Annotated in this window: 14 protein-coding genes; 10 read left to right on the top strand and 4 right to left on the bottom strand. The window is 64.2% G+C overall.

Annotated elements, in window-relative coordinates; translation table 11 throughout:
- Nucleotides 1-54 precede the first annotated feature (54 nt).
- Complete coding sequence (locus tag JVX98_RS01885; protein WP_246764849.1) at nucleotides 55-1761, top strand: hybrid sensor histidine kinase/response regulator; 1707 nt, start codon at nucleotides 55-57, stop codon at nucleotides 1759-1761.
- Here the strand turns inward: JVX98_RS01885 and pbpC are convergent.
- From pbpC to JVX98_RS01870, 3 genes are all read right to left on the bottom strand, one after another.
- Nucleotides 1751-3832: a penicillin-binding protein 1C gene (gene pbpC / locus JVX98_RS01880; RefSeq protein ID WP_205236674.1), complete on the bottom strand. Its 2082-nt coding sequence runs from the start codon at nucleotides 3830-3832 to the stop codon at nucleotides 1751-1753. The genes JVX98_RS01885 and pbpC overlap by 11 nt on opposite strands.
- Before the next feature lie 8 nt (nucleotides 3833-3840).
- The gene (locus JVX98_RS01875; RefSeq protein WP_205236958.1) at nucleotides 3841-9291 is read right to left on the bottom strand and encodes an alpha-2-macroglobulin family protein; all 5451 of its coding nucleotides are present in this window, start codon (nucleotides 9289-9291) and stop codon (nucleotides 3841-3843) included.
- 217 nt (nucleotides 9292-9508) lie between these two features.
- Entirely contained in the window at nucleotides 9509-10174 is a 666-nt protein-coding gene (locus JVX98_RS01870) for a GntR family transcriptional regulator (RefSeq protein ID WP_052201650.1), read from the bottom strand.
- A 290-nt stretch (nucleotides 10175-10464) separates the two neighbouring features.
- On the opposite strand from JVX98_RS01870, the gene JVX98_RS01865 reads away from it, so the two are divergent.
- The gene (locus JVX98_RS01865; RefSeq protein ID WP_205236673.1) at nucleotides 10465-11496 is read left to right on the top strand and encodes a proline racemase family protein; all 1032 of its coding nucleotides are present in this window, start codon (nucleotides 10465-10467) and stop codon (nucleotides 11494-11496) included.
- A gap of 70 nt (nucleotides 11497-11566) precedes the next feature.
- Here the strand turns inward: JVX98_RS01865 and JVX98_RS01860 are convergent, their stop codons facing one another.
- The gene (locus JVX98_RS01860) at nucleotides 11567-12187 is read right to left on the bottom strand and encodes a helix-turn-helix domain-containing protein (protein WP_205236672.1); all 621 of its coding nucleotides are present in this window, start codon (nucleotides 12185-12187) and stop codon (nucleotides 11567-11569) included.
- A gap of 227 nt (nucleotides 12188-12414) precedes the next feature.
- Between JVX98_RS01860 and JVX98_RS01855 the strand changes: the two genes are divergently transcribed.
- The 8 genes from JVX98_RS01855 (at nucleotide 12415) to deoC (ending at nucleotide 21861) form a co-directional block, all read left to right on the top strand.
- Complete coding sequence (locus tag JVX98_RS01855) at nucleotides 12415-13992, top strand: ABC transporter substrate-binding protein (protein WP_205236671.1); 1578 nt, start codon at nucleotides 12415-12417, stop codon at nucleotides 13990-13992.
- A 63-nt stretch (nucleotides 13993-14055) separates the two neighbouring features.
- Nucleotides 14056-14997 carry an ABC transporter permease gene (locus JVX98_RS01850; RefSeq protein ID WP_205236670.1) on the top strand — a complete coding sequence of 314 codons (942 nt, stop codon included), beginning with the start codon at nucleotides 14056-14058 and terminating at the stop codon, nucleotides 14995-14997.
- The gene (locus JVX98_RS01845) at nucleotides 14994-15863 is read left to right on the top strand and encodes an ABC transporter permease (RefSeq protein WP_246764848.1); all 870 of its coding nucleotides are present in this window, start codon (nucleotides 14994-14996) and stop codon (nucleotides 15861-15863) included. Before JVX98_RS01850 ends, JVX98_RS01845 begins: the two co-directional genes overlap by 4 nt.
- 1 nt (nucleotide 15864) lies before the next feature.
- Complete coding sequence (locus tag JVX98_RS01840) at nucleotides 15865-16878, top strand: ABC transporter ATP-binding protein (RefSeq protein ID WP_205236669.1); 1014 nt, start codon at nucleotides 15865-15867, stop codon at nucleotides 16876-16878.
- Nucleotides 16875-17888, top strand: a complete 1014-nt coding sequence (locus JVX98_RS01835) for an ABC transporter ATP-binding protein (protein ID WP_205236668.1) — start codon at nucleotides 16875-16877, stop codon at nucleotides 17886-17888. Before JVX98_RS01840 ends, JVX98_RS01835 begins: the two co-directional genes overlap by 4 nt.
- 24 nt (nucleotides 17889-17912) lie before the next feature.
- Entirely contained in the window at nucleotides 17913-19715 is a 1803-nt protein-coding gene (locus JVX98_RS01830) for an aminopeptidase P family protein (protein WP_205236667.1), read from the top strand.
- Nucleotides 19716-19942: 227 nt separating this feature from the next.
- On the top strand, nucleotides 19943-20674 hold the full coding sequence (locus JVX98_RS01825; protein WP_205236956.1) for a DeoR family transcriptional regulator: 732 nt from the start codon (nucleotides 19943-19945) through the stop codon (nucleotides 20672-20674).
- A gap of 173 nt (nucleotides 20675-20847) precedes the next feature.
- Nucleotides 20848-21861, top strand: a complete 1014-nt coding sequence (gene deoC / locus JVX98_RS01820) for a deoxyribose-phosphate aldolase (protein ID WP_192449667.1) — start codon at nucleotides 20848-20850, stop codon at nucleotides 21859-21861.
- The last annotated feature ends 2 nt before the right edge of the window (nucleotides 21862-21863 follow it).

Genomic DNA, 21863 nt, shown 5'->3' with positions numbered 1-21863 from the left:
GGCTTATTATTTCGTCAATCTTACGCGGTGCTTTTTGCCAATTTCGCAATTCCATTGCCGGTTGCTTATGTCCTGCGCGACCTCGTGGCCTGGGATCTGCTGCTTTCCTGGGGTGCCGCACTCTATCTGCTGACATTCGCCCGCATTCTTCTCGACTGGCGATACAGGCGGCAGGCGGATGAAGGGCGGACGCGGGACTGGAGGCTATGGGCTTGGCGCTTCACGCTGCTTTCGTGGGCTTCCAGCGGCCTCTGGGGCGCGCTCGGGTGGTTTGCCTTCCATCCGGACGAGCCGCAGACGCTTGCCTTCATCTGCATCGTGATCACCGGCATTGCCAGCGGCGCGGTGCCGTCGCTGTCTGCCTTTCCGCTCGCCTATGCCGGTTCGCTGGTCGCGATCCTGCTGCCTTTCGCCATCCGTTGCTTCCTCGGCGAGGGGCCGATCTACGACACCTATCTGATCTTCACCATCTGCCTCTTCGGCGTCGATCTCTACTACAGCCGGGTCACCCACAGGACGCTCGCCGAAACGGTGCGGCTGCGCTTCGAGAACCTGTCGCTGATTACCAGCCTCCAGGAAGAGCGCGACAAGGCGCAAAGTGCCGATCGTTCGAAGTCGCGGTTCCTCGCTGCTGCAAGCCACGATCTGCGCCAGCCGATCCACGCGCTGAGCCTCTTCATCTCGACGTTGGCAGCGCTCGGCCGAAACGGTGACGTTCCGGCGAAGAGCGCCCGCGATCTCGCCGACCGCGCGCGCTCGGTCGTGGGCAGTCTCGGCGGTCTGCTCGACGCGCTGCTCGACATTTCCAAGCTCGATGCAGGCATCGTCACCGTCGCGCGCGAGCCGCTATCCTTGCGGCGGTTGCTCTCCGATCTCAAGGACGAGTTCTCCGGCATCGCCAAAGACCAGGATCTCGGTTGGCGCGTGGTCATGACGGATGTCTGGGTCGATACCGATCCGATGATGCTGAAGCGTGTCCTCGACAACCTGCTGTCCAACGCCTTCCGCTACACCCGCACCGGGACGGTATTGATCGGCTGCCGGCGGCGCGCTGCTGCGGTGGAGGTGCAGGTCTGGGACACCGGCGTCGGCATCCCGGCGTCCGAGCAGGAGGCGATCTTCGAGGAGTTCGTACAGCTTCAAAACCCGGCGCGCGATCGATCGCAAGGGCTCGGGCTCGGCCTTGCCATTGTCCAGCGCACCGCCGTACTGCTCGGCCATCCGGTTCGGGTGGTCTCGACGGAGGGGCGCGGTTCGATGTTCTCCATCACATTGCCGGTGGTCTCACCGCCGTCGCTGGCAAAGCCCGGACGCGCCCACCCGACCGCCGCGACCCAGCAAGGGGGCATCGTCGTCATCGACGACGAACGCGACGCGTTGGATGCCACGACGTTGCTGCTCCGCACGCTCGGCTATGCCGTCTATGCCGGGCGTTCGGCCGCGGCGGCCCGAACGGAGCTTGAGAAGGCTGCGCGCCTGAGAGAGACGCCGGTCGATCTCGTCATCACCGACTACCGCCTTGAGGCCGGCAAGACCGGGATCGAAGCAATCCGGGAGATCAGAGCCTATCTTGGGTGGGAGGTGCCGGCGCTGATCCTTTCCGGCGATACCTCGCCGGCGCGGCTGAAGGAAGTGACCGCAAGCGGCCACCGTCTTCTGCACAAGCCGCTCGATGCAGTTCGGCTCGAAGACGAGATCGAAGCGCTTCTCGCCGAGCGGCCTGACGACGCGGCGCGCGAGATCCGCACCGTCACTCGATGAAGACGCGCACGCTGGCGGCGCGGCCGACGGAATCGATGACCGTCAGCGTTGAATAGCCGGCTCCGTCCGGTTGCCACTGCGTCACCCGCCGGCGGGTGAGTTCCGGCAGTGGCTTGCCGTTGGCAAGCCAGCGGAACGGCGCGCGTCCGCCCTGGAGCTTGAGTGTCAGCGGCGAGAGCGTCTGGTGATCCGCGCCGAGCTCGACGCGCGCACCCTCGGGCGGAAACACGATCTGCGGGGCCGGTTCGCGGGCCGAAGCGTTGACGAGGCCGCTTGCTGTCAATGAGAAGCGGCGCTGGCTGATCGGCAGTTCGGCTTGAGAAATGCGGACCACCCCGGCCGGCGCATCGGGCAGCGGCGTGATGCCGAAGCCCGATTTGGCGAAGCCTTCGAAGAGAATGGGAGCGGCGCTGCCATAGCCGGTCAGGCCGGGAACTGCGCCGTTGTCGGGCCGTCCGACCCATACCCCGAGCACATGGCGGCCATCGTAGCCGACCGACCAGGCATCGCGGTAGCCATAGCTGGTGCCGGTCTTGTAGGCGATGCCGCGCTGGCGACTGCCGGCGGGCGGCAAGACGCCAGAAAGCGCGTCGGAGACATTCCAGACGGCGACCGGCGAAAGCACCGGCTCCGCTTCGATCAGGCCGGCCTTGCCCTCGACGCCGTCGCCGAGCCGGAGCGGGAAGCCGCGATTGGCAAGCGCCGCATAGAGCTGCACGAGATCGCGCAACGAGAGCCCGACGCCGCCAAGACCGATCGCAAGGCCTGGTGCTTCGCCGGCAGGAAGCGCCGGCTTCACCTCGCCACGGCGAAAGCGCATCATCAGTTCGGCCGGACCGACCGCGTCGAGAAGGCGGATTGCCGGTACGTTCAACGACAATTGCAGCGCTTCGCGCACGCTGACATCACCCTGGTAGCTCATGTCGAAATTGCGCGGGCGATAACCGAAGAAGTCGGCCGGTCGATCCTCGATGATCGTCTCCTGGCTGACGAGCCCTTCTTCGAAGGCAAGACCATAGATGAACGGCTTGAGGGTTGAGCCCGGCGAGCGCGTGATGCGGGTCATGTCGATCCAGCCGGAGCGGCTCGCATCGAAATAGTCGGCGGATCCGACCGAAGCGACGATCTCGCCGGTCTTCGCATCGGCCATCAGCATGGCGACCGACACCTTCGGTCCGAGCTTGGCAGCGCCTTCCCTCGCCACGCCCTCGAGGTTGCGCTGGACGGCAAGGCGCAAGCTTGTCTGGTGCCGAACTGCCTGCGGGGCCTTGCGCAACGCCCTCTCGGCGAGATGGGCGGCATAGGCGGGAAGCTGCAGCCGGCGCGACGGGACGGAGGTGGCGATCGCGCGCTCCGCTTCGCCGTCTCCGATCACATCGGCAACCGCAAGCCGCGTCAGCACCCGTTCGCGCGCAGCGACGGCGGCGGCATGGTTGCGGTCCGGTCGGCGCTTTTCCGGCAGTTGCGGCAGGGCGACGAGCAGAGCCGCCTCGCCGGCCGTCAGCCGTTTAGGCTCCTTGCCGAGCCAGGAGAGGCTTGCGGCGCGCACGCCCTCGATGTTGCCGCCATAGGGCGCGTGGGTGAGATAGAGATTGAGGATCTGGTCCTTGGATAACCGTCGCTCGATCTGGATCGCGCGGGCGATCTGCAGCAGCTTGGCGGTGATCGAGCGCTGCTGCCGTGGCTCGATGAGGCGGGCGACCTGCATTGAGAGCGTCGAAGCGCCCGAGACAATCCGGCCGTTGCTGACGAATTGCAAAGCAGCGCGGCCGAGCGCCAGCAGATCGACACCGGAATGCTCCTCGAAGCGCTGGTCCTCGTAGGCGATCAGCATCTTCAGGAACTGCGGATCGACATCGTCGACGGTCGTCTTCAACCGCCAGAGACCATCCGGCGTTGCGAAGGCGCGCAAGAGCTGTCCGTTGGCGTCGTCCACCTCGCGCGACACGACGTCCGCCTCGCCAAGCGGTGGCGGGAAGGCCTCGTCAGCCTTCTCGATCGCAAAGCCCGTCAGCCCCGTCAGAAGCAGGCAGACGGGCAAGGCGATCAGCAGTTTGCGCCCAATCGACATGATTTTGCCTATTGCGCCGCCAGCACCTCCATGCGCCCGGTCGCTGTGCGGGCCGAAAGCTGCGGCCGGTACATGTCCTCGACGGTTGCGGCCGGATGATCGTAGGTGCCCGGTGTTACCGCGCGCACGACATAGGCGAGCGTAACTTCGCGGCCGGATCCGATGCTGCGGTCGAGTGCTGCGACGAAGCGGTCGTTGCGGAATTCCGTGTGGGTCGCGGTGATTTCACCGAGCCACTCGAAATTGCTGAGCTGTGCGCTGTCGACGAGGCTCGGATTGTCGATCTGGAAACCGGCCGGCAGAAGGTCGGTAACCAGCACGCGCGACGGCCAGTCGTTGGCTTCCGTGACCTTCAGCACGACGACGTAGCGTTCGTTCTGCCGCACTTCCATGACGTTCGCCTCGGCACCGTCGAGCGTGTAGTAGGTGCGCTCGATGGTGAAGCCGTCACCGCCGGCCGAAAGCGGTTGGGCTGGGGCGGCCACCGTGGTGACCACGGCCGAGACCGGATCTGCCCCCTGGTTGCGGATCACCACCGGATGGGTGATGAGCGCGTCGCCCGTCATCTGGGCGGCATAGCTGCCGGTCTTCGATGCGCCGTTGACGTCGAGCGCCATGTCCTCGTCGCCATTCTGGATGGCGCGGGCGGCAAGCAGCATCCAGGCCTGTTCCTGGGTGCTGGTATAGGTCTTCTGTTCCCATTCGCGGGCGACCATTTTCGACAGCTCCGGAACGATCGGCGGGACCGGTCGGCTTTCGGCTGCGAGCGCCAGCACCGCCGCGCCCTCACGCAGCGACGAGCCGTAGTCGGAGCGCGACAGGCTGACATTGACGAGACCCGTCGACATGTTCGCCGCGTTGGCAAACGTGTCCTGCGCCCCTTGAGCATCGCCATACAGCGAAAGCGCTGCGGCGATATGGGCCTTGGCGAGCGGCGTCGGGAAGTCGTTGATCAGCGTGTTGGCGTAATAGCGAAGATCGTTGATCGCCGCCTTGCGATTGCGGGCAAGCACGTAGAGCGCATAGGCGATCTCGTTGCCGCGATCCTTGGCATTGGTGTCGTAACTGACGCCGTTCTGCAGGTTTTCGAGCGCCTGAACCATCGCGGCCTCCGGCACGTCGTATTTCTGCTCGCGGGCCCGAGTCAAGAAATCGGTGACATAGGCGTCGAGCCACAGGTCGCCGTAGCCCGGCCCCCAAAGGCCGAAGCTTCCCGACGAAGACTGGTTGGAGAGCACACGATAGATCGCCTCCTGCACCCGCTTGGTCACGCCCTCGTCGTCGGCAAGCCCGGACTGCTTGGCGAGTTCGCTCAGGTAGAGCAGCGGCAGCGCGCGGCTGGTCGTCTGCTCCGTGCAGCCGTAGGGATAGCGGTCGAGCGTCATCAGCAGCGCCGGCATGTCGAAGGCGGCGGAGCGGGTGACGCTGAGGTTGACCGAGGCGCCCTGCAGGATGCTGTCGGCGAGCAACTGCCCGTCGACCGTCAGGCTGCTTCCCGGCGCGATCGATACCACCCGCCGCTCAGTCACCGGCAGGGTTGCCGGACGCACGAGCAGGTCGAGCGACTGCTCGAGCGAAAGGCCGTTGGCGCCGGTCAGTGCCACTGTGACGACGCCGCTGCCGGGATATTGCCCGACCACCGGCAAGGTGATCGAGGAGCGGCCGCCCTGGTCCAGAGTGACGGTGCTGCCCGTGCCCGGTTGCTCGACGGTCGCCTGGCCGCTGGTCGTCACATGGATCTGGTAGTCGCCGGCTGGTGCGTCGGTGTTGGCGATATCGAGTCTCAGGTCCGACCGGTCTCCGGGTGCCAGGAACCGCGGCAGGCTGGCTGTGACGACGACCGGATCGCGGATCACCACGTCGCGCGTGGCGTGGCCTACACCGGATTTCGTCCAGGCGACGGCCATCAGCCGCGCCGTACCGTTGAACTGCGGAATGTCGAAGCTAACCGTTGCCTTGCCGTCGCCGTCGAGCTGAACCGGCCCTTCGAAGAAGGCGACCAGCTTTTCCGTGGGCGGGCTGCCCTGAAGTGCCACCTGGCCGCCGTCGCCGCCGGTGCGCAGTTTTCCGGTCGCGCCAAGCGAGCCGTCAATCAGGCGGCCGTAGAGGTCGCGGATTTCAAGGCCGAGTTGGCGCTGTCCGAAATACCAGGATTCGGGGTTCGGCGGCTCGTAGCGGGTGAGGTTGAGGATGCCGACGTCGACGGCGGCGATCGTCACATAGGCTTCTTCATTGGCGCCGGCACCGGCGACCTGAAGGCTGATATCGAGCGGCTGGCGCGGCTCCATCTTCTCGGGCGCACCGAGCGTGACGGCAAGTGCGCGATCGGCCGGATCGACCGAAAGCCACTTGATGCCGATGGCGCGCATCGGCATGCGGCTTTCCTGGGCGTCGCCTGGCCGATAGAGCGTGGCCGTGACATACGCCCCGGCGCCCCAGGCGTCGGTGACCGGCAGCTCGACTTCGCCGCCCTCCGCGGCAATCGATGCCGTCTGCGTCGTGATCAGGTTCTCGGTACCGACGGTCACCAGCAGCTCACCGGCAAAACGCGGCGAGACCTTGAGCTTGGCCGTGTCGCCGACTGCGTATTTCTCCTTGTCGAGCGCGATTTCCAAGCCGTCAGGCGTTTCCGTCGAGGTGGCGGCAACGTACCAGCCGGCGTCGAATTCGAGGCTCGAGGTCGGGCCATCGACCGCGGCCGTCTCGACTTCCAGGCGATACCGCCCCCAACCAACGGGCACGGAGATGTCGCCGCCGTCTTCCGTCAGATCGACGCTGCCGTTGGCCACCTGCTTGGTGGTGACGACGGGTTCGTACTTCCAGGCGCTGCCGTCGCGGTACCAGTGATAGTTCCGCTCGACGCTGATCAGCTTCCAGAGGACCCCGGGCATGGCGAGCTTGGCACCGGCCGGATCGACGGCGATGATGCGGAACTTGCCGACCGAGTTCTCAGCCAGTTCGCCTTCGAATTCCGGCTTGATGCCGAGCATTGGGCCTTCGGCGCGCACCGGCAGTTTCAGCGAGCGCTCGACGGCGCGGCCACCGGCTTCGCGCATGCGGACGGTCACCGTGGCATTAAGCAACTGCGTGGTCGAGGGGACTTCGTCGATGAGGACGTCGAAGCTGGATTTGCCTTCCTCGTCGAGCGACGAAAGCTCTTCGAGCGGCAGGCGCGTGTCTTCGCTTGCCTCTTCGTCGGCAAGTCCGAACGAGTAGCCCTTGAAGGCGGCATTTTCGCGCGTCGGCTTGATCGTCACTTCGCCTTCGAGTTCGAGCCCGGCAGCCGGCGCGCCATAGAGATAGCGCCCGTCGACCGCCACACTCGCCGTCTCGCCGACAGCGATTTCCTTGGCGTCGCTGGTGAGGTCGAATTCGGTGCGATCCGGCACGAAGTCATCCACGAGGAACTGCTTCTCGCCGATCGCAGGCGACTTCGGATCGGTGAAGATCTGCATCGTCCAGGTGCCGCGCATGGCGTTTGCCTGGGTGTCGAGTTCGAGTGTATGGCCTCCAAGCTTGCCGCCGGCGCTGGTCATGCGGCGGTATTCGACACCATCCGGGCGGAGGAAGACGAAGGTGAGCGGCAGGTTTTCGATCGCCATGCCGTCGACGTCACGGGCAAGCGCTGCCGCATGCACGGTTTCGCCGGCGCGGTAGATGCCGCGTTCGGTCCAGGCGAGAATGTCGATGGCGCCGGGCGCCGCGCGTCCGGTGACGCCGCGGTCGGAAAGGTCGAAGCCGGCGCGGCTCATGTCGAGGAAGACGTAATCGTCTTCGCCCTTCTTGGCCGTGATCACCGCAGGCGTCAGGCCGGCCGTGCCACGGATCAGGCCGGCGGTGAAGGTGACGCGGCCGTCGTCATCGCTCACGGCCGTGCCGAGGATCTCGTTGTTCTTGGCGACGAGCTGCAGTTCTACGCCTTCGATCGGCTCGGCTGTGGCAAGCGAACGCACGAAGACGTTCAACCCGTCGGTGCCGGCATAGGTGGAGATGCCGATATCGGAAACGACGAACCACTGTGTCGCGCGCGCGTCCCATTCCTGGCTGACGCCGGTTGTCGGCGCGGCGGTGAGCACATAGACGCCGGGTTTGCGCTGGGGCAGCGCCTCGTCGACCGGGAAGCTGGTGACAACCTCCTTGTTGACGTCACGCTCGATATCGATCGAGCCCTGCCAGACGAGTTCGCCGATCTCATCCTCGATGCGCTGGGCGCTGTAGCCATCGAGCTGCGTCAGGAACTGCGAGCTCTGCAGCACCTGGGCGATGCTGCGGTCGCCAACGCGGTAGAGTTTCAGCTTGGCGCTGTCGGTGTTGACGGAGACGAGCGGGATGCCGCGGCGCGCGGTCGACGGCAGCACGAAGCTGTCGCCGGTGAAGCGCACCATCTGCGCACGGTCAGCGACATAGATGTCGAGGGTCACGGGCGCTTCGAGCACTTCGTCGACGGTGGAGGGCAGGCCGCTGCGAACGGTCAGCTTGTAGCGTTCGCCATGCGAAAGGCCCTCGATGCAGATCTGGTCGCCCTTGGCCTCAAGCGCCTTTGGCGCAGCGCCATTGACGGTGACGAACGAGGCATAGTCGGCGCCGCTCTTTAGAAGCTGCTCGGAGAACTGCACGCAGGCGCGCGGCGTCGCAGCGTCGGAATCGATCGTATGTTCGACGACGCGGAAGCCCTTGCGCTGCTTGAGGTCGAGATAGGCCGCCTCGACCGATTTCGCCTTCACCAATTCGAGGCTCGCCTTGTAGGCGTTCAATGCGGCGCGGAAATTCTCGGCGCCTTCCAGCGATTTCGCCATGACGGCGAGTGCATGCGCCCGGCTCTCGGTGGTGCGGGTGAGTTCATAGCCGTTGATCGCGGCGATGGCCGCCTGGATCGATACGCTTGAATTGTTGGTGATGCGGTTCGCGGTGCGCGCCGCCTCCAGCCAGAGTTCGCCGTCATCCGGATTGATCGCCAGCGCGCCCTGGAAGGCCCTCAACGCATTCTCGATATTGCCCATGCCGGCCTGACCGCGCGCCATGTCGATGAGCGTATTCACGCCCATGCCCTGTTGGTCGTCGGCGAGCGCCAGATTGGCCTTGGTGTTGCGGGCGTCCTGCAGCAGCTGATCCGACAGGAAATTCAGGCGCGGCGGTGCGCCGATATCGGCTTGTGTGGCCTGCGGCTGCACGACCTTGCCGGCAATCGCGCCGGGGAAAGTGTTGAGCTGGTTATAATCGGACTTGAGGAAGCACCACTTGACCTTGGGATTGTAGGTGAACGCGCGGCAGGACTGGTCCGCGATGCATGTCTGCTGGCATTCGTCGAGCGAGACGTTCTGTTCGGTCCTGAGGTCGAAACCGAAATAGTCGCCGTCCTTGGTGATCTCGATCTGCCGTCCACTCTCCTGGGCAACGGCGGGGACGCCGGCGGTCACAAGCGACAGGAAAAGGGTGGAAAGGCCGAAAAACGCGCGCACAGACATCAAGTCCTCCCAACGCTGCCGGTCTCGATAGAGGCTTCACTTTTCAGGCTTCCGCCCCGCTTGTCAACCGAAGAGCAGTCGACGTGCGGCGCAATTTCAGCGGGAGCACTGCTGTGAAAGATCGAACATCGATCCGGAATGAAACACGATAAAACGATATGTAAATCAAACTATTATGATGGTCGGCCAAAGCCACGGGAAAACCGCGCCGCTAGCCTCGTTGGTCTCTCAGGAAGACGGTCAGCGAGCGACCGGCGTCGAGGATATGGTCACGCGTCAAGGCGCTGGCTCGCTCCGCGTCGCGCGCAATGCAGGCATCCAGTATCGCCTTGTGTTCGCGGCGCGCGCGCGCAACGCCCGAGGTCAGCGTCAGCTGCGCCCGCAGGTAACGGTCGATGCGATCGAGCGAGGCGCGGACAATCTGCAGGTAATAGGGGCGACGGGCTGCCTCGTAGAGGCTGTAGTGGAAATTGCGGTTGATTTCGCCCCAGCGGTCGGAATTTTCCTCCCGCTCGAACTCCTCGCAATGCTGGCGTGCAAGATCGAGTGTGCGGCGGTCGAGATTGGGTATCGCAAGCCGAATGACCTCCGCCTCGATGAGCGCGCGGAACTCGAAGATCTCCTCGATTTCCTCGATCGAGAGGCCGGCGACGACGGCACCCTTGTAGCGCTCCGTGGTGATCAGCCCATGCTGCTCCAGCCGCGAAAGCGCCTCGCGCACTGGAATGCGGCTGGTGTTGAACATCTGGGCGATGTGGTCCTGACGCAGGTTCTCGCCCTCGGCGAGGTCACCTTCGATGATCGCCTTGCGCAGGGCCTCATAGACGATATCGGCGGCGGAGGCGGCTTGCCTGACATCGACGGCGTCGAGTTTCATCGTGTTCAAATCCTGCTGGCCGAACCGTGAGGGCTCGGCGAATTCGGAAGCGTTTTCGCGCGCTTGGCCAATGGTCATAGGTCCAATTCAGGCGCCGGGCAACAGACGCGTTCGGTTCTCGCAGCAAATTCGAATATTTCAGATTGTATATTGGATCCAATTTTTCTATGACTGTTTTCGCCGGGCGGGCGCGGACGCGCTATCATCTCCGGCGAAGAGCGGAGCGTAGCCAGCGCGAAAGCATGGCGCGCCCGGGTGGCGCCCGTCCACCAGCACCGAAGGAGAAGGGCATGCGCAGCAACAAGGTCGTTCACATCGTTTCTTGCCACGCGGAGGGGGAAGTCGGCGACGTCATCGTCGGCGGCGTCGCGCCGCCGCCCGGAAACACGCTCTGGGAACAGCGCCGCTTCATTGCCGAAGATCAGACGCTGCGCAATTTCGTGCTCAACGAGCCGCGCGGCGGCGTCTTCCGCCACATCAACCTGCTTGTGCCGCCGAAGGACCCGCGCGCGACGATGGGCTTCATCATCATGGAGCCCGAAGATACCCCACCGATGTCGGGGTCCAACTCGATCTGCGTTTCGACCGTCCTGCTCGACAGCGGCATCGTGCCGATGCAGGAGCCGGAAACGCGCATGGTGCTGGAAGCGCCGGGCGGGTTGGTCAACGTCGTTGCCGAGTGCCGTAACGGCAAAGCCGAGCGCATCACCGTCACCAACGTGCCGTCCTTTGCCGACAAGCTGGACGCCAAGCTCGAGGTTGAGGGTCTGGGCACGTTGACCGTCGATACCGCCTACGGCGGCGATAGCTTCGTCATCACCGACGCCCGCGCTCTTGGTTTCTCGGTGACGCCGGACGAGGCGCGCGAACTTGCCGAAACCGGCATCAAGATCACCCGCGCGGCCAACGAACAGCTCGGCTTCACCCATCCGGAAAATCCGGAATGGGCTCACATTTCCTTCTGCCAGCTGACGCTGCCGGTCGAGGAAAAGGACGGCGTTCTGCATGGTCGCAACACGGTCGTCATCCAGCCGGCCAAGCTCGACCGCTCGCCGACCGGTACCGGCTGCTCGGCGCGCATGGCGGTGCTGCACGCGCGCGGGCTGATGAAGGTCGGCCAGCGCTTCAACGGTCACTCGATCATCGATTCGACCTTCAATTGCCGCATCGTCGGCGAAACCACCGTCGGCGGACGCCCGGCGATCGTGCCCGAAATCTCCGGCCGTGCCTGGATCACCGGCACCCACCAAGTGATGCTCGACCCGGCCGATCCGTGGCCGGCCGGCTACCGTCTCGCCGATACCTGGCCGCGAAAGCAGTAAGGCCTGACCTTGCGGGCCGCCTTGTGCGGCCCGTACCTTTCCGCCCAGTCCTTTGGATGGTTCCGCTGGTTCAGTCTTCCTTGATGATCCGGGTTGTGCCGACCCAGAGTTCGCGGGCCGGTCCCGCGCCGACATTGCGGGCGCGGTGGGGCAGCGAGGCGGGGAAGTGCAGCGTGTCGCCGGCCTTTAAGAGATAGTCCTTGCCGTCGATCTGGTAGAGCATCTCGCCCTCGATCAGGTAGAGGAAATCCTCGCCCTCGTGGCTGGTCAGTTCCGACGCATAGCCCGGCGGCATATGGGTGATGCAGCCATTGAGCGCAGCGCCCGGAAAGCCGCGCTCGATCAGTTCGTAGACGCGTTCTTTCGTTTCGACATTGTAGCCGGGGCGTTCGCCGGCATGCGACACCATCGAATGCGAATGCTGCGGCGGCTGCGACAGGAAGGTATCGACGCTGGTGCCGAGCGCGTTGGCGACGTTGTAAAGCGAGATCAGCGACGGGGTGGAAATGCCGCGCTCGATCTGGCTGATGAAGCCCTCCGTCAGCCCGGCCTCGCGCGCCACGTCCTTCATGGTCTTGCCGATTTCCTTGCGGCGGGCTCTGAGCATTTGCCCGAGCGAGGCGGGTGTCGAGGCTTCGGGGAGGGAGGCGCCTTCATGGGCTTCGGGCGCCTCTTCGATCTTCAGGGGCATGACTTTCTTTCCGCTTGACTCACGTCTATCGATGTACTTTAGTCCAGCTAAAGTTGGTTCGGCAAGCCGATCAGATCGCGTGCCGGCCTTCTTGAAAAGGGGAACTACAAGAACGTCTTCGCGGCAATCCGTCGGCGGCAAAAAACACTAAGAAAAATTGGATCCAATATCCAATAAGCGTGTTTGGCACACGATCGATGACGGCTGCGGTCAAAAGGAGGAGTGAGATGAAACGTATATTGCCTATTCTGCTCGGCACGACGCTGGGTCTGCTTGCGGCCACCTCGGCCTTTGCGATCGAGCGCGGCGGCGCAATGACCTTCGCGCGCTACGACGACTCGACCGTCATCGATCCCGTTTACGCCGACCGCAATCCCGATCTCTGGATGGTCAACGGTCTCTACGAGACGCTGCTGCGCAACGGTCCTGACGGTTCGATCGTGCCGGGTCTCGCCGAGGGTCACGAGGTTTCGGCCGACGGCAAGACCATCACCCTTACTCTCAGAAACGGGCTCAAGTTCTCTGACGGCTCAGACCTGACCGGCGCGGACGTCGTCTTCTCGCTCGACCGGGCGCGCAATGCCGAACTCGGCCCCTGGGCCGGGCTGCTCGGCGCGGTCGACAAGGTCACGACCGATGGCAACAAGATCACCGTGTCGCTGAAGAACCCCGACCCGACGATCATCTCGATCCTTGCGACTTTCAACACCGGTATCATGCCGAAGGCGGCCTTCGAAAAGGCGGCAGGTGCCACCGACCAGGAAAAGGCGCGGGCCTTCTTCTCGTCCGGTCCGGTGACATCTGGCCCCTTCGTGATGAAGAGCCATGTGCAGGGCTCGAGCATGAGCTTCGAGCGCAACCCGAACTACTGGCGCCAGGGCGAAGACGGCAAGCCGCTGCCCTATCTCGACCGAGTGGAATTCCTCGTCATTCCTGACGATGCGACCCGTATCCTCAAGCTGCAGGCCGGCGAGGTCGATGCCGCCGAGTTCATTCCGTTTGCCCGCGTCGGCGAACTCGGTGCCGATCCGAACCTGAAGATGGAGCTCTTCCCCTCGACCCGCATCGTCTACGCGCCTATCAACACGCGCGAGACGACGAAGGACGGATCGAAGAACCCGCTTGCCGACGCCAAGGTGCGCCAGGCGCTGAACTATGCGACCGACAAGAGCGTGCTGATCAAGCTCGTGACCTTCGATACGGGTAAGCCGATGACCTCGCTGATGTCGGCGGCGACGCAGCTTCACTATGGCCCCGAGCCGCTCTATCCCTATGATCCGGAAAAGGCCAAGCAGCTGCTGGCGGAAGCCGGTCTCAGCGGCGGCTTCGAGGTGAAGCTTACCACGCTTGCAGGCAGCGCCGACGATGCGACGCTGTTTACCGCACTCCAGCAGATGTGGGCGCCGCTCGGTGTCAACCTCAAGGTCGAGCAGGTCGACAACCCGACCCGCGGCGAGAAGAACCGGTCCGGCGACTTCGACATCCATACCTACGGTTGGGCGAACGACGTCAACGATCCGGCGCAGGTGACCGGCTGGCTCGGCTACTACAAGCAGCGCCAGGCCGTCGGCACCGGCTGGAACAACCAGGAATTCAACACGCTGTTTGAAGCCTCCAACGTCGAGACCGATCCGGCCAAGCGCAAGGACGAATACAAGCGCATGCAGGAGATCTACGCGGCGGAAGCGCCGCTGCTCTTCCTGTTCGAAACGCCCTTTGCCGTCGCCGTGTCGAAGTCGATCGAAGGCTACGTCCAGACGCCGCTCGGCGCCAACGACTTCTCTGAAGCCTGGCGCGCCGACTGATAGCGGAACGATCCGAGAGAGCCGGGCGGCAAGCCGCCCGGTTTTCCGTTGAAGGTTGGAACCATGCCCTCACTTTCCTATCTCGTGGCACGGCTGCTGCAGATCATCCCGACGTTCCTGTTGGTAATGATCTTCATCTTCCTGCTCGTGCGCATGCTGCCGGGTGACCCGGCGATCGCCATGGCCGAGGCCAAGGCGACCGATGCTCAGCTTGAACAGATCCGGCACAATCTCGGTCTCGACCAGCCGCTGCCGATGCAGTTCCTCGTCTTTGTCAAGAACACGCTGACCGGCGATCTCGGCCGTTCGATCATGCTGAAGGCGCCGGTCACCGAGGTTATTCTCAGCCGGCTGCCGACGACGATATTCCTGGCGCTCTATTCGGTGGTGCTCGCGGTCTTGCTTGCCGGTCCGCTCGCCTTTCTTGCGGCATCGCGCGTCAACAGTCCGGTCGATGTCGCCATCCGTGGCGTCTTTCAGGTCGGCCTGTCCATGCCGGTCTTCTATATCGGGCTCCTGCTGTTGACCGTGCTTGCGGCGCATCTGCGCTGGTTTCCGGTCGGCGGCTACGGCAAGAGCTTTCTTGCCAACCTCTACCACCTGATCCTGCCCGCACTCAGCGTCGCGCTCTATACCTCGGCGATCATCCTGCGCAATCTCCGGGCCTCTCTGATCGAGGTGCTCGACGCGGAATACGTGCAATTCGCCCGTGCCAAGGGCCTGTCGCCGCGCATCATCATGACCCGGCATGTGCTGCGCAATGCGCTGGTCTCGACGGTGACGCTGCTGGGGCTTTCGATCGGCAACCTGATGAGCGGCACCTTGGTGACTGAGACGGTCTTTGCCATTCCCGGTGTCGGACGGCTGATGCTGGAGGCGATCTTTGCCCGCGACTATCCGCTGATCCAGGGCCTGACGCTCACCTTTGCCGTGCTCGTCTCCGTCGTCTTCCTTTTGACGGATGTCGTGCAATCCTGGCTCGATCCGAGGCTTCGCCAATCATGACGGTTCTGACGCAATCCCATGCGCGGACGCAGGGGCGGCTGACCGCCTTTCTGGCACGCGCCTTCGCCCGCCCGTCCTTCGTGATCGGCATCGCCATTCTCGGCCTGTCGCTCGCGCTTGCGCTGTTTCCTCAGCTCTTTGCGCCCTATGATCCGCTGGCCTTCGATCTCCAGGCGATCCAACAGGGACCAAGCCTTGCGCATCCCTTCGGCACCGACAATTTCGGCCGAGACGTGCTTTCGCGCGTCATCTGGGCCTATCGGGTCGATATGCAGATGGCCTTCTTCGCGACGATCTTCGCGCTCCTGATCGGGCTCACCGTCGGCGCGTTCGTCGGCTACTACGGCGGTATCGCCGACGTGATCTTCGGCCGCTGCGTCGACGCGATCATCACCTTTCCGTTCCTGGTCCTGGTGATCGCGATCGTCGCCGTCCTCGGCCCGGGCCTCGTCAACATGTATGTGGCGATCACCGCGGTGAACTGGGTCTATTACGCCCGGCTGACGCGCGCCGAAATCATGGCGCAGAAGGCCAACGACTATGCCGCCGCCGGTCGCGTGCTCGGCTATTCCGATCGCCGCATCATCTTCCGCCATCTGCTGCCGAACGCGATCTCGCCGATCCTCGTCTATTGGATGACCGACATGGCGCTCGCGATCCTGCTCGGCTCGTCGCTCGGCTATCTCGGCCTCGGCGCGCAGCCGCCGGCCGCCGAATGGGGCGTGCTGATCGCCGAGGGACGCAATTTCCTGATGACGGCCTGGTGGATGAGCCTGATGCCGGGCATAGCCATCGTCCTGACCGGGCTCGGCTTCAGCCTCGTCGGCGACGCGCTCGCCGATCTGCTTCGACCGAAGGGGCGCTGAGATGAGAAGTACAGAAAAATCCGTCGTGCTCGATGTCAGGCATCTGCGAACCGAGTTCGGGACGAAGGAGCGGCCGCTGGTGGCGGTCGACGACGTCTCGTTTCAGGTCGGGCAGGGCGAGATCCTCGGGCTCGTCGGCGAATCCGGTTCGGGCAAAAGCATCACGCTGCGCTCGATCCTCGGTATCATCCGACCGCGCGGCCGCGTGTCCGGCGAGATCCTCTGGAACGGCCAGGACCTCGTCCCGCTCGACGAGGCCCGGCTTCGCCGCATTCGCGGCCGTGAGATCGCGATGATCTTCCAGGAGCCAATGTCGTCGCTCAATCCGCTGCTGACCGTTGGCCTGCAGATCTCGGAAAACCTCGTGGCCCATACGGATCTCGATGCGAGGGCGCGCAAGGCGCGCGCGATCGAACTGCTCGATCTCGTCGGCATTCCCGGCGCGCGCAATCGTCTCGACGATTTCCCGCACGAGTTCTCCGGTGGCATGCGCCAGCGGGTGATGATTGCGATTGCGCTTGCTTCCAATCCGAAGCTGCTGCTTGCAGACGAGCCGACGACGGCGCTCGACGTCACCATTCAGGACCAGATCCTCAGGCTCATCCAGTCGCTGAGCCGCGATCTCGGCATGGCGGTGATCCTCGTCACCCACGACATGGGCGTCGTTGCCGAAACCTGCGATCGTGTCGCCGTCATGTATGGCGGCAGGCTTTGCGAAGTCGGCACGACGACGGATGTGATCGCCGATGCGCGCCATCCCTATTCCCTGGGCTTGCTGCGTTCGATCCCGCGCGACGTCGCCCCGCGAACGCCGCTCTATTCGATCCCCGGTGCGCCGCCGGCGCTAAACGCGCTGCCGCCCGGCTGCGCCTTTAGCGCCCGCTGTCCGGTCGCTGGGCGTGAATGTCCCGATCGTCGCCCGTCGCTCGAAGCGATCGGCTCGTCGCGGCTCGTTGCCTGCCATCATCTTGAGGATGCCCAAGCGCATTTCGGACCGCGGGAGGCGGCGCAATGACTATGCCTATGTCAACCAGCGGCGCTCCCTTGCTCTCGCTCCGTGCGCTATCGATCCAGTTCGAGAAACGGCGTTCGTTGTCGGACACGCTGGCCCGGCGCCCGCAGCAGGTCGTCTCGGCGGTTAACGGCATCGATCTCGATGTGATGCCCGGCGAGACGCTCGGGATCGTCGGCGAGTCCGGCTGCGGCAAGTCGACACTCGCGCGCCTGATCGCCGGCCTGCACCGGCCGACATCAGGCGATATCCTGTTTGAGGGCGAGAGTGTCGTGGGCCTCAAGGGGGCACGGCGGCGCGCCTACAACCGGCGCGTCCAGATGATGTTCCAGGACCCCTACACCTCGCTCAATCCGCGCATGACCGTGCGCGATACCCTGCGAGAGGCGATCACGGTGCACCGCATGCGCGAGGGTGCGGCGATCGACCGCAGGGTGGACGAGCTGCTCGAGCTCGTGCGGTTGCCCGATGGAGCCGCGGACAAGTTCCCGCATGAATTCTCCGGTGGCCAGCGGCAGCGCATCGGCATTGCGCGGGCGCTGTCGCTGGAGCCGACCTGTCTCGTCGCGGACGAATTGGTCTCGGCACTCGACGTTTCGGTGCAGGCGCAGGTCGTCAATCTGCTGATCGAGCTTCAGGACGAGCTCGGCCTGACGGTGTTGTTCGTCGCGCACGACCTTCGCCTCGTGCGCCATGTCTCGCACCGCGTCGCCGTCATCTATCTCGGCGCCATCGTCGAGATCGGACCGTCGGAGGCGCTGTTTTCGAAGCCGATGCATCCCTATTCCAAGGGGCTGCTTGCGGCCGCACCATCGCTCGACCCGGGCGCCAGGCGTCGTGCGCCGGCACTGTCGGGCGAACTGCCGAGCCCGCTCGCCATCCCGCCCGGCTGCCCCTTTCATGTGCGTTGCCCGCACGCGACCGAGCTTTGCCGCCACGAAAAGCCGGCGCTGCGTCCGGTCGGATCCGGCATGACCGCCTGCCATTTCGCCGAGACGGTCGGCGACGCCTGAAACTCACTCGATAGGAAAGACATCATGGATACGAGAGCAAGGCCGGACATCTCCGGCCGCATCGGCGCGCTACGCCGCAAACTTGCGGAAACCGGGCTCGACGGCTACGTCGTGCCGCGCTTCGACGAACATCAGGGCGAGTATTGCGCGCCGCATGACCATCGCCTGGCCTTCGTCTCCGGGTTTACCGGTTCGGCCGGCGTGGCGATCGTCATGCGCGACCGCGCGGCGATCTTCGTCGATGGTCGCTACCAGGTGCAGGTGCGAGACGAAGTGGATCTCGGCACCTTCACGATCGAGCACTTCTATGACGCTCCGCTCAAGGATTGGCTGAAGAACAATCTGCGCAAGGGCGAACGTGTCGGTTTCAACGCCATGCTTTTGCCGTCCACCTGGGATGCCGATTGCAGCCGTTCGGTCGAACTGGCCGGCGGCGTCTGGATGCCTGTCGATGGGGACCTTGTCGATGCGATCTGGACCGACCAGCCGGAAAAGCCGCTCGGCAAGATCACCGCCTTCCCGGTCGCCAATTCCGGCGAGAGCGTTGCTGAGAAGAAGCGCCGCATCGCCGCCATGCTGGCGGAGCAGGGAGCCGACCTCCTGATCGAAGCGCAGCCGGACAATATCGCCTGGTTCCTCAATGTCCGTGGCCGCGACGTCGCCTTCAACCCGATGCCGCAATCCTTCCTGATCTTCGATCGCGCCGGGCAGACGGAATGGCTGGTCGATCATCGCAAGCTCCCGAACGATCTCTCGGACTTCGAGCTTGAGGATGTTGCGATTGCCGAGCCTGGGCAGCTGCTTGATCGTGTCACGGTGATGGCGGCGGGGCGCACCGCCTTGATCGATCCCGGATTCGCCCCGTCGGCGACCGCGCATGCCACACGCGCCGCAGGCGGCACCGTGCAGCTCGCGAAGAGCCCGATCACGCTCGCCAAGATGCATAAGAACGCGACCGAGCTTGCGGGCTTCCGGGATTGTCACCGTCTGGATGGCGCCGCCTGGGTTCGCTTCTTTGCCTGGCTCGAGCGGCACGCCGAAGAACGGGAGGCGAGCGGCAAACCGGTGAGCGAACTGGAAGCGGAAGAGCGCATCCTCGCCTATCGCCAGATGGCCGAAAGCTTCGTCGAGCCGAGTTTTCGGTCGATTTCGGCGGCCGGCGGCCACGCGGCGATGTGCCATTATGCAGCCACCGAGGCGAGCAACGGGCTGATCCTCAAGGATGGCATCTATCTGCTCGATTCCGGTGGGCAGTATCTGACCGGCACCACCGATGCCACGCGCACGACGGCGATCGGTCCGGTCAGCGACGAGATCCGCCGCGCCTACACAGCCGTCCTCAAGGGGCTGATCTCCATGGCGTCGCTGAAATTCCCCAGGGGAAGCTTCGGCCATCAGCTCGACGCCTTTGCCCGCCGCCCGCTCTGGGATCTCGGTCTCGACTATGACCACGGAACTGGCCATGGGGTCGGTCACTTTCTCTCGGTACACGAACAGCCGCAGCGCTTCGATCGGCGCGTCAACGAGATCGAGCTGAAGCCGGGCATGGTGACGACGATCGAGCCGGGCTACTACAAGGCCGGCGCCTACGGCATCCGCATCGAGAACCAGGTGGAGGTGGTGGACGACGGCGACGGGTTCCTGAGCTTCCGGAGCCTGACGCTGGTGCCGATCGACCTGCGGCTCGCTGATCTGGGCCTGCTGACGACGGCTGAGCGGACCTGGATTGATGCCTATCACCGTCGCGTCGCGCAGGAGCTCGACGGCTTGCTTGAGCCGGAGACGGTCGGCTGGCTTGCCGAGCGGACGGCGCCGATCGGCGCGTGATCGCGTTTCGTCCGCTTCTTTGCGCGGATTGACATGACGTCAGTGGAGCGGCGGGCCGGTTGGCCCGCCGTTGTCATTTCTTGGCGATCAGCCGCCTGGCGGCGTTCGCGGCGGTCGCTTTCAATCAATGTGACTCCTCTTGCTTGGAGAAGAGTGTTTGTGATATTTTTCACAAAACCTGTTCGCTCCGCATACGGCTGCCGAACACGTCGGACACGGAAGAAATCATGGTCAGCCGCAAGACAGCCCGCATCATCCAGCTCGCCGATGCCCTTTCAGGACGGAGAGTCCTGCACTTGCGCGACGCCGCGGCCCTACTTGGCGTCTCGGAAATGACGATCCGGCGCGACGTTGCCGACAATCCCGGCCAGTTCGCCTTTCTCGGCGGACATATCGTCCCGGCGTCTGAGATCGAAGGCGACGCGCCCTATGAGCTGGCACGTGAGGCCGACAGCCACGCGGCCGCCAAGCGCGAGGCCTGCGTCCACGCGACGCGCCACATCCGCCCGGACGAGACGATCTTCATTGATTGCGGCACCACGCTCGAATATCTCGTCGACCTCATTCCCGAGAATTATTCAATAACGGCAGTATGTTACTCCCTGAACGTGGCGGAGAAGCTGACCCATAAGCCGAATGTCCGGATCGTCATGCTTGGTGGCGTCTATCATCCCTCGTCGGCGTCCTTCTCCGGTAACTCCGGTCTGGAGACGCTCGATTCGCTCGGCATCAACGTCGCCTTCCTTTCAGCCGCCGGCGTCGACCCGGCGCGTGGCGCGACCTGTGTCCATTTCCACGAAGTTTCGGTGAAGCAGAAGGTCATCTCGCTGGCGCGCGAGAGCCATCTGGTCGTCGATCTCAGCAAGATCGGCAAGCTGAAGCCGGCTTTTTTCGCGCCAATCTGCGTTTTTCGCTCTATCATCACCGAAGAGGGCGAAACGCAGCTGCCGGGCCTGTGATGGCGGCATCCGCAAAAATATTACGAAATCGTCAAAACGGCAGTGTCTCGCTTGACACTCTCTGTTCTTGATGGAATAGTCACAAAAATTCGATAGAAAAATAACAAAAATGAGTTCTCGGCGGCTGTGCTCGAGTGCGGCTGGTCGTGACAGGGAGTTCAAGGAGCCATCGCTTGGAAGACCTTGCTGTGAAAACTGGCGCGCCGAAGGCCGCGCATTCGCCGGCGGCGGGCCATAACTGGCCGCGCAACAACGGCATCGATCTGGATCTTGGCTGGGTGCTGGATCAGCGCGTCAACCTGTCGGCCGCCGAGCGTCGCGTTGCGACGCTGCCCGGTCGCCGCACGGTGAAGAAGGACGCGCAGGCCGCCTGGCTTTTGAAGGCCGTCACCTGCATCGACCTCACGACGCTCAATGGCGACGATACGACGGAGCGCGTCAAGCGCCTCTGCGCCAAGGCGCGCCAGCCGGTGCGCCAGGATTTGCTCGATGCGCTCGGCATGGGCGGCCGTGGCATCACGACGGGCGCTGTCTGCGTCTATCATCGTTTCGTCTCGACCGCCGTCGAGGCGCTGGATGGGTCCGGTATCCCCGTTGCTGCCGTCTCCACCGGCTTCCCGGCCGGTCTTATCCCGCATGACGTCAAGTTGCGCGAGATCGAGGCTTCCGTTGCCGATGGCGCCAAGGAAATCGATATCGTCATCACCCGCGAGCATGTGCTGACCGGCAACTGGCAGGCGCTCTATGACGAGATGCGCGACTTCCGCGCCGCCTGCGGTGACGCCCATGTGAAGGCTATCCTTGCGACCGGCGACCTGAAGACGCTGCGCAACGTCGCGCGCGCGTCGCTCGTCTGCATGATGGCCGGCGCCGACTTCATCAAGACTTCGACCGGCAAGGAAGGCGTCAATGCGACGCTGCTGGTAACGCTCATCATGCTGCGCATGATCCGCGCCTATCAGGAGCAGACCGGCCTCAAGGTCGGCTACAAGCCGGCCGGCGGCATCTCGGCCGCCAAGGACATCTTGAACTACCAGTTCCTGATGAAGGACGAGCTTGGCCGTGAATGGCTCGAGCCGGATCTCTTCCGCATCGGCGCATCGAGCCTGCTTGCCGATATCGAACGTCAGCTCGAACACCACGTTACCGGCGCCTACTCGGCCCTCAACCGTCACCCGATTGGATGATC

Source organism: Ensifer sp. PDNC004, assembly GCF_016919405.1.
In the GTDB taxonomy this organism is placed as follows: Bacteria; Pseudomonadota; Alphaproteobacteria; order Rhizobiales; family Rhizobiaceae; genus Ensifer.
Note: the sequence above shows the minus strand (reverse complement) of the source record. Positions and strands in the feature narration are given on the sequence as shown.